This is a genomic window from Halobellus clavatus, assembly GCF_900107195.1.
Classification (GTDB): domain Archaea; phylum Halobacteriota; class Halobacteria; order Halobacteriales; family Haloferacaceae; genus Haloquadratum; species Haloquadratum clavatum.
In genome coordinates this window covers 1-6,965 of record NZ_FNPB01000025.1, presented here as the reverse complement: position 1 = coordinate 6,965, position 6,965 = coordinate 1, and the positions used below count along the sequence as shown (strand labels likewise).

Annotated in this window: 7 protein-coding genes and 1 pseudogene; 3 read left to right on the top strand and 5 right to left on the bottom strand. The window is 53.1% G+C overall.

The genetic code is table 11. The features are described 5' to 3' along the window. On the bottom strand, positions 1–281 hold a 281-nt coding region (locus BLU74_RS18300), incomplete at its 3' end, for a DUF8102 family protein (protein WP_139175900.1). Between the two features lie 150 nt (positions 282–431). Here BLU74_RS18300 and BLU74_RS19655 point away from each other — a divergent pair. Next, positions 432–566: pseudogene (locus BLU74_RS19655) on the top strand (AbrB/MazE/SpoVT family DNA-binding domain-containing protein); the annotation flags it as partial. Between the two features lie 649 nt (positions 567–1,215). On the opposite strand, the gene BLU74_RS18290 reads toward BLU74_RS19655, so the two are convergent. The 3 genes from BLU74_RS18290 to BLU74_RS18275 all read right to left on the bottom strand — a co-directional run bounded on the left by BLU74_RS18290 (position 1,216) and on the right by BLU74_RS18275 (position 3,887). After that, entirely contained in the window at positions 1,216–2,145 is a 930-nt protein-coding gene (locus BLU74_RS18290) for an NAD-dependent epimerase/dehydratase family protein (RefSeq protein WP_089769947.1), read from the bottom strand. 194 nt (positions 2,146–2,339) lie between these two features. Continuing rightward, positions 2,340–3,413: a glucose-1-phosphate thymidylyltransferase gene (locus BLU74_RS18280; protein ID WP_089769943.1), complete on the bottom strand. Its 1,074-nt coding sequence runs from the start codon at positions 3,411–3,413 to the stop codon at positions 2,340–2,342. Positions 3,414–3,416: 3 nt separating this feature from the next. Further along, on the bottom strand, positions 3,417–3,887 hold the full coding sequence (locus BLU74_RS18275; protein WP_089769941.1) for a dTDP-4-dehydrorhamnose 3,5-epimerase family protein: 471 nt from the start codon (positions 3,885–3,887) through the stop codon (positions 3,417–3,419). A gap of 109 nt (positions 3,888–3,996) precedes the next feature. Here BLU74_RS18275 and lhgO point away from each other — a divergent pair, with 109 nt between their 5' ends. After that, complete coding sequence (gene lhgO / locus BLU74_RS18270) at positions 3,997–5,202, top strand: L-2-hydroxyglutarate oxidase (protein ID WP_089769939.1); 1,206 nt, start codon at positions 3,997–3,999, stop codon at positions 5,200–5,202. Positions 5,203–5,233: 31 nt separating this feature from the next. Next, the gene (gene rfbD / locus BLU74_RS18265; protein ID WP_089769937.1) at positions 5,234–6,091 is read left to right on the top strand and encodes a dTDP-4-dehydrorhamnose reductase; all 858 of its coding nucleotides are present in this window, start codon (positions 5,234–5,236) and stop codon (positions 6,089–6,091) included. 673 nt (positions 6,092–6,764) lie between these two features. On the opposite strand, the gene BLU74_RS19165 is transcribed toward rfbD, so the two are convergent. Beyond that, a partial coding sequence (locus tag BLU74_RS19165) for a hypothetical protein (RefSeq protein ID WP_175454710.1) occupies positions 6,765–6,965 on the bottom strand: 201 nt, incomplete at its 5' end.

Sequence of the window (6,965 nt, the reverse complement as noted above, 5' to 3'; positions counted from 1 at the left end):
TCGGTCAGCTCCTGGCCGTCCTCGAAACGCCGGTACAATTTTTCGATGTCGGGGTTGTACTCAACCGAGATCGAGACGTCCACGTTGGTCGCCCGTCCCGACGACTGAAAGAGTTTGTCGACGTTTGCGCCCTGGAGGACGCCGTGCTCGATACACGTTTCGAGCCGGGGGCGATCCCTGTCGAGCCCGAGGTAGCCGAACGCGACCATCGCAGCGAGCGTGTCGTCGGTCTCCTTGGAGCCAAGTTCCGCGAAGATCTTCTCACGCTCATCCGATCCCAAGAACAAACTCAGTAGCACGAAGTCCTTGAGTCCGTTGACGACCCGCTCGCGGATATCCTGCCGCCGGTTCGCGTCCGTCTGCGGCTGGGCGTACTCTTTGAGCCCACAGAGGTACTCCCGGTCGGTCGGGGTGAGTATCCCCCGTGGTCGATCCTCGGGATTGAGCCCGGAGACGAGATCGTATTCGAGCAGACCGAATCGGGATACACGTTACGGAAGGAAGCTCCAACGACGGCGGACGGAGAAGATCCATTTGAAAAATACCGTGGGAGCGCGGACAGCGATTTCAACTTTCGCTAGTTCCTGGCTTTGCAGTAGCTGTTCTATCTCCGTGACTGCATCATCCTCCGGGAGCGCTGCCATCACCGCTCCGATAATCTTCAACGGCCAGTCCTGTGTTTCAGCAGGAAGCTCATCATACAGCGATACTGCCAAGGCTGGATCAGCTTCCAATTTTTCATCGAATACAGTGTAGAAGTCGCCCCAGGCGAGGTCGGCATTGATGTGCGGTGCGAGACGTTCGAGATTGTCAGCGAGGTCGGCGGCGGTGTCGGCGGTCTCAAGGGTGAGTCTGACGACAAGGGGGAAGTAGACGAACGGTTCATCGATGATCCATTCGAAGAGGATATCGTACTGGTCCTGTGTGAGGTCATCGTGGTGGTCGTCCCACCAATCTTCAAGGTCTTCACGGTCCCGTCGACGAGCTTCAATCTGACCATAGATATCTTCCATATCCATTTGGTATCGAGTTCGTCACCGCTCATATTAAATGACGTGTCAGTTTCGGCAGTTACTGGGTTCTCCAGATTCCGACCAGACTACCAGAACCCCGACAGGTATTTGCCAACCTTCTTGGAGAGGGTTGGAGCACCTCAAACACCGACTGATTCTCGGCAAGGGTAGCTGAATAGAATCGCCGTGTTTTCAACTACTGTTAGGCTAATCCTCTGAATTTATCAGACAACTCCTCCACACCTTGGTCCAACGAATACGCGGTCTCAAATCCTTCCTGTCGGATCTTCTCATCACTAACAATATATGAGAGCTGATTCAGTTGCTCAGCCTCAGTATATCCAATTTCAACACCGGGGAAGTGCTTCTCAATAGCATCAACAACATCCTGCAACCGCCCGTTCTGCCCGACGACGTTATACGCCTCACCATTACCTAACTCCTCACCTGCAAACAACATCGAACGAACAGCATCCTGCACGTGTAGATACGGACGCTGCTGTTCCTCCGCACCCTCATACACAGTCAGCGGCTCATCCATCGCAGCCAGCCACGCAAACTTATCGACGACCGTATCGAAGCGCATCCCGGTCGTCCAACCGTATACAGTGCCCAACCGAAGCCCAGTCAGACCCATCTCGCTGTCATACTTCTCGAACATCTCCTGCTCCGCGGCGAGTTTCGCCTCCCCGTAGGGAGATTCCGGATCACAGTCGAACTCCTCCGTAATCTCTTCTTCCGTCCGGCCATAAACCGAACAGGTCACCGCATTCACGAACTCGCCGACGCCAGCCTCCTGAGCGTCCTCAAAGAGAGCAACTGCGGCTTCGTGGTTTACCTCCCACGTCTTCTCCGGGATATCGAACGTCTCAGGCGCGTTCGTGATAGCCGCTAAGTGAAAGACCGTGTCGACACCCTCTAGGGCTTCAGCCCGATCATCCTCGTCGCGGATGTCCCCACGGACCATATCGTAGTCCGCGTAGGAAGGCAGGTCCCACAGCGAGTGGAACCGCGGCTGTCGGTAGTTGTCCAGAATCCGAATCTCCTCACCCGAGTACGCAGGATGATCCGGAATCTCTCGAATGAGCCTCGATCCAATGTACCCCAACCCGCCTGTGACAAGTATTGTCATACTATTGTCTTCAATTTACTCTATGGTATACTTTTCGAGATTAGCTTCGATATATTCTTGATCTTCCTCAGGAAGATCATCAAATCGTCGGACGGTCTCGCAGTCCAATCCTGGACACTTCATAACTCGATGACTCTCTAAGACGTTTCCTGCGACAATCGTGCCACAGTCCGGACAAGTGTCGGTGATGATTCTCATAGTTCCAGTGAGGAGTTTTGGCCGATAACGAGACGGTCGCCCGCGGGTTGTTTGTCTTCGTTTGTTGTCACCGATGCCTCCCGTCCGAGAAGGCTGTCGACGATAGTACGATCAGCTGTAATCGTATTCTTGCCGATGGCAACGCTTGATTCAATGTGGACATTATCCACTTCGCAGTTGTCTCCGATACTAGAGTACGGTCCAACGTACGCTCCCGACTTGATTCGGGTATTTTTCCCAATCGACACAGGGCCCCGCACTACCGCGCCTTCTTCAACAACGGTTCCGTCACCGATCTCTACGCGGCCCGTAATTGAGGATTCGTCTTCTACTTCGCCCTGTATGTCCGACTCAATATCGTCAAGGACGAGACGGTTGGCGTGCAAAACATCCCCAGGCTTTCCAGTATCTTTCCACCAGCCGTGGACGACGTGTGACTGGACGCGACGTCCCTTATCCAGAAGCCCTTGGATGGCATCCGTAATCTCCAATTCACCACGCCACGATGGCTCCAGACCTTCAATCTGTTCGAAGATCTCCGGTGTGAAGAGGTAGATACCGATGAGAGCAAGATTTGACGGGGGGTTCTCGGGCTTTTCGACGAGTTCGGTCACGTCGCCAGCCTCGTTTCGCCCGACAATTCCGTATCGAGAGGGCTCATCTACTTCCTGTAAACCAATCCCTGCAGCGTATTCCTCAGAGTCGAAATCTGCGACGAGGTCTTCGATTCCCTCGCGCATCATATCGTCTCCGAGATATACGACAAACGAATCGTCGCCGACGAAGTCGCGCGCACATCCGACTGCATGCGCGAGCCCAAGGGGTTCTCCCTGAACGATGTAGGTGATGTCAACGCCGAACTCCGAGCCGTCCCCGAAGTACTCTTGAATTTCGTCTCGACCCTTGTTCCCCAAGATAATCCCGATCTCGGTGATGCCGGCGTCCTTCAGGTCATCAATAGCGTATTCAAGGACGGGCTTGTTCGCAATCGGAACGAGTTGTTTCGGCCCAGTATGCGTAATCGGGCGCAGCCGCGACCCGGTTCCGCCTGCGAGAATAACTCCTTTCATAGATTATTCGTGGGGGGGTTCTTCCCAGTCAAGCGGGATTTCATCAGTGTCGTAGGGTAGTCGTTCTTCGTCGGGATCCTCGTAGTCGTAGAGGTTCGTCGGGAAATTAAGCAACAGAACCCGTTCGTCACCGACTGCTTTGAACCCATGCCAGCAGTCACCCGGTACCCGAATCGCATTCATATTCCCTTCCCCAATAATGTAAGTATCAACTTCGCCTTGTGTAGGCGAGTCCTCGCGGTCATCGTAGATGCCGACCTTTGCCTTCCCACGGGGGACGACAAAGTGGTCAATCTGACCGCGGTGGTGGCGATGCCACGCACGGATGATTCCTGGATATGTCTCAGAAAAATAGGACATCGTTGGTTCGTCCTCTCCCTGGAAGAACTCCCAGTCTGAGCGCCAGATCTCAGTGAGACATCCGCGCTCGTCCGCATTAATCTGGAGTTCTTCTATCTCCACATCGTGTATCATACACGTTCACTCTGGCCGATGCTCTAATCTCACTTACTGTTTGTGATGCCAGCTATACAATTGTCAAATAGAACAGAACGCTCAAGATGTTACCATAGTATGCTAATATATGTCTGAATACGAGGTGGCCATCGTTGGAGGGGGTTGTGTCGGTTGTTCCGTCGCATATCACTTAGCGGGTCAAACTGATCTGGATATCTGTGTGGTCGAAAAAGAGCACCATCTCGCAGAACACCAGAGCGGACGTAACTCCGGTGTGGTCCATCCTGGGTTCAATTACCCTCCCAGTTCGCTGAAGGCCAAATTCGCAACCGAAGGAACTCGCCGAATGAAAGAGTACTGTGAGGAGAACGATATCCCTCTCGAAGAACTAGGTGTTCTTGTCGTCGCAACAGACCAAAAAGAAAGAGAACGGCTAACCGAAATCCAAGAACAGGCGACAGAAAACGGGGTCAAGACGGAAATTTTAGAGACCAGAGAGGAAATCCAAGAGCACGAACCACACGCTGCCGGCGAAGCTGCCCTCTACTGCCCTGAAGCCGCCTCTGTTGACTCACAAAAGTACGTCTATTCACTTGCGGGCGATGCAGAGAACCGTGGCGTTGACTTCTACACCGGGTATGAGGTGAAGAAAATCAAAACAGTTGACGATACACACCACCTTCTCACCTCGAATGGAACAATCAGCGCGTCATATCTCGTAAATGCTGCTGGACTATACGCTGACGAACTTGCCCATCAGATGGGCGTTGGAGAAGAGTACCAAATCGTGCCGTTCCGCGGCGAATACTACGAACTTGTCCCTCAAAAGCGTGATCTGGTGAATACGATGATTTACCCCACGCCCGATTCGGAACTCCCGTTCTTAGGGGTTCACTTCACGCGACGAACCGACGACAAGGTGATTATCGGTCCGAATGCCGTGCTCGCGTTCGGGCGGGAGGCGTACGAAAACACTCAATTCGATATTTCAGAATTAGCATCGACATTCAAATATGAAGGCTTCTGGAAGCTCCTGGCGTCTCCGAAGATGATTGGCGTCGCGCTCAACGAGTTGAACAAGTCGTATCGAAAAGAAGCGTTCATCGAGGCATCGCAGTCTCTTGTCCCGGAAGTTGAAACCGAGGACTTCCGAAAGAGCTACGCTGGTATTCGTGCCCAAGTTGTTCGAGAGGATGGCACACTTATCAAAGATCCACTCTTTGAGCACGGTTCTCAATCCACTCACGTATTGAATGCGGTTTCGCCTGGGCTCACCTCTTCACTCCCGTTCGGGGACCATCTCACGGAAGCGATCCTGAATCAAATAGAGTAAGATTTAGCACGGCTTACATAGAGGACAGTCTATGCGAGTCTTTGTAATCGGAGGATCCGGTCTTGTCGGATCAAATATTGTTGAGCAAGCAGAATCTCGTGGGGACACTGTTCGTTCGACGCACCTCGATACTCAGACGGAAACCACAGATATCGAGCTGGACAAAACGAATGCAGGCCGAACTCAGTCCGTCATTGCAGACTTTGATCCGGACGTTATTGTAGATACAGCAGCTTTCCACGCAGTTGACGACTGCGAAACGAAGCGGGATCAGGCTTGGAGTGTAAACGCTGCTGGAACTCGGAACGTCGCTACTGCGGCAAACGAAGCCGGCGCTCACCTCATTTACCTTTCTACGGACTACGTCTTCCCTGGCGACCCGGAGGCAACACCGTATACCGAGTCGGATCGGATCCAACCGATCAACTACTATGCTGAGACAAAATATGCGGGCGAACGAGCAGCACGTATCGCAGATGAAGTGACCATCCTCCGGCCGAGTGTTATTTATGGTACAGCGAGCCAGAACTTCGTAACGTGGGCCCTTGGCGAATTAGAAGACAATAACGAATTGACTATCGTCAACGATCAGATATCCTCCCCTACATACGCCCCTGATTTGGCGAAAGCATGTCTTCTTCTCGGAGAGGAAGCCCAGACTGGACTATACCACTCAACAGGACCCGAGTCTATGTCACGGTATGAATTTACTGTCGTACTTGCAGAAGTATGTGGGTACGATACGGATCTAGTTAAACCGATCACAACCGAAGAGTTCGGTCAAGAAGCGCCACGGCCCACCGATAGTACGCTTGATTCCTCTACTCTCTACGATGCTATTGACTATGAATTCAGGGACCCTGCATCAGCATTCGAAGAGTTGCGCTGAGATACACAGAAGAGAGAAACGATCTTTTTCAGCTGGAACAACACGCACGATTCCAGTCATTGCCAGCCGTCACGCTATTCACCATCGAGACGGGACCGTCTACGAAGGCCTCACTTGGTAGTCACTGGAATAGGATGTAAACTACTGAGAACCACGCTACGGAATACCGTCCCGATCTGGCCGTAGTCCGTCGAAACGTGTATCGAATCTCCCGCCTGCAAAATGGACTACCCGATGGGTATCCCGTAGTTCTGATGTCGCGCGAGATGTTCAACAACTGATCGGCTCTCCCGCCGATCCCCTTCTGTGGTATCGTCAATTGCCGTCAGGCGACCAAATTGGAACGCCGAACCGGGCTTCCACCCGTCCTGGCGTCGATACCCCGCATAGAGACCCACGACCTACCATCTGGCGTCATTGTTGTTGAGAAGAGTTGCAGATATAGCAGCTCGTTCGTGCCAGGGGCAGTTGCAGCGTACAGCCAGAATTGCTGGTCGCCATACGTTGACCCGCGAACGTATTCGTCGCTTTCTGGGAGGTAACTATTCCTAGGGCGGGGACGGATCGCCTCACCCAGATCTTACAGACGATCCACGACCGTCCGATTTCTATCATTCACAAGGCCAACAACTTCGACCCCGAGAACCGCTTCTCGAAGTCATCCAGCAGTCGTTTACTCGCCAAACCCACGTCCAGCAAACACACCGGGGAAGCCCCGGGGCGACTCGACCAATTCCTCGATCTCCTCCCCACCAATTTTTCCAGCCCGAACGAGTGCACCGACCTCGGCATCGGTCAGCTCCTGGCCGTCCTCGAAACGCCGGTACAATTTTTCGATGTCGGGGTTGTACTCAACCGAGATCGAGACGTCCAC

Bases quoted from the DNA above. Each gene is read 5' to 3' on its own strand.
- BLU74_RS18290 (WP_089769947.1), bottom strand. From the start codon at position 2,145: ATGACAATACTTGTCACAGGCGGGTTGGGGTACATTGGATCGAGGCTC.
- BLU74_RS18280 (WP_089769943.1), bottom strand. From the start codon at position 3,413: ATGAAAGGAGTTATTCTCGCAGGCGGAACCGGGTCGCGGCTGCGCCCG.
- BLU74_RS18275 (WP_089769941.1), bottom strand. From the start codon at position 3,887: ATGATACACGATGTGGAGATAGAAGAACTCCAGATTAATGCGGACGAG.
- lhgO (WP_089769939.1), top strand. From the start codon at position 3,997: ATGTCTGAATACGAGGTGGCCATCGTTGGAGGGGGTTGTGTCGGTTGT.
- rfbD (WP_089769937.1), top strand. From the start codon at position 5,234: ATGCGAGTCTTTGTAATCGGAGGATCCGGTCTTGTCGGATCAAATATT.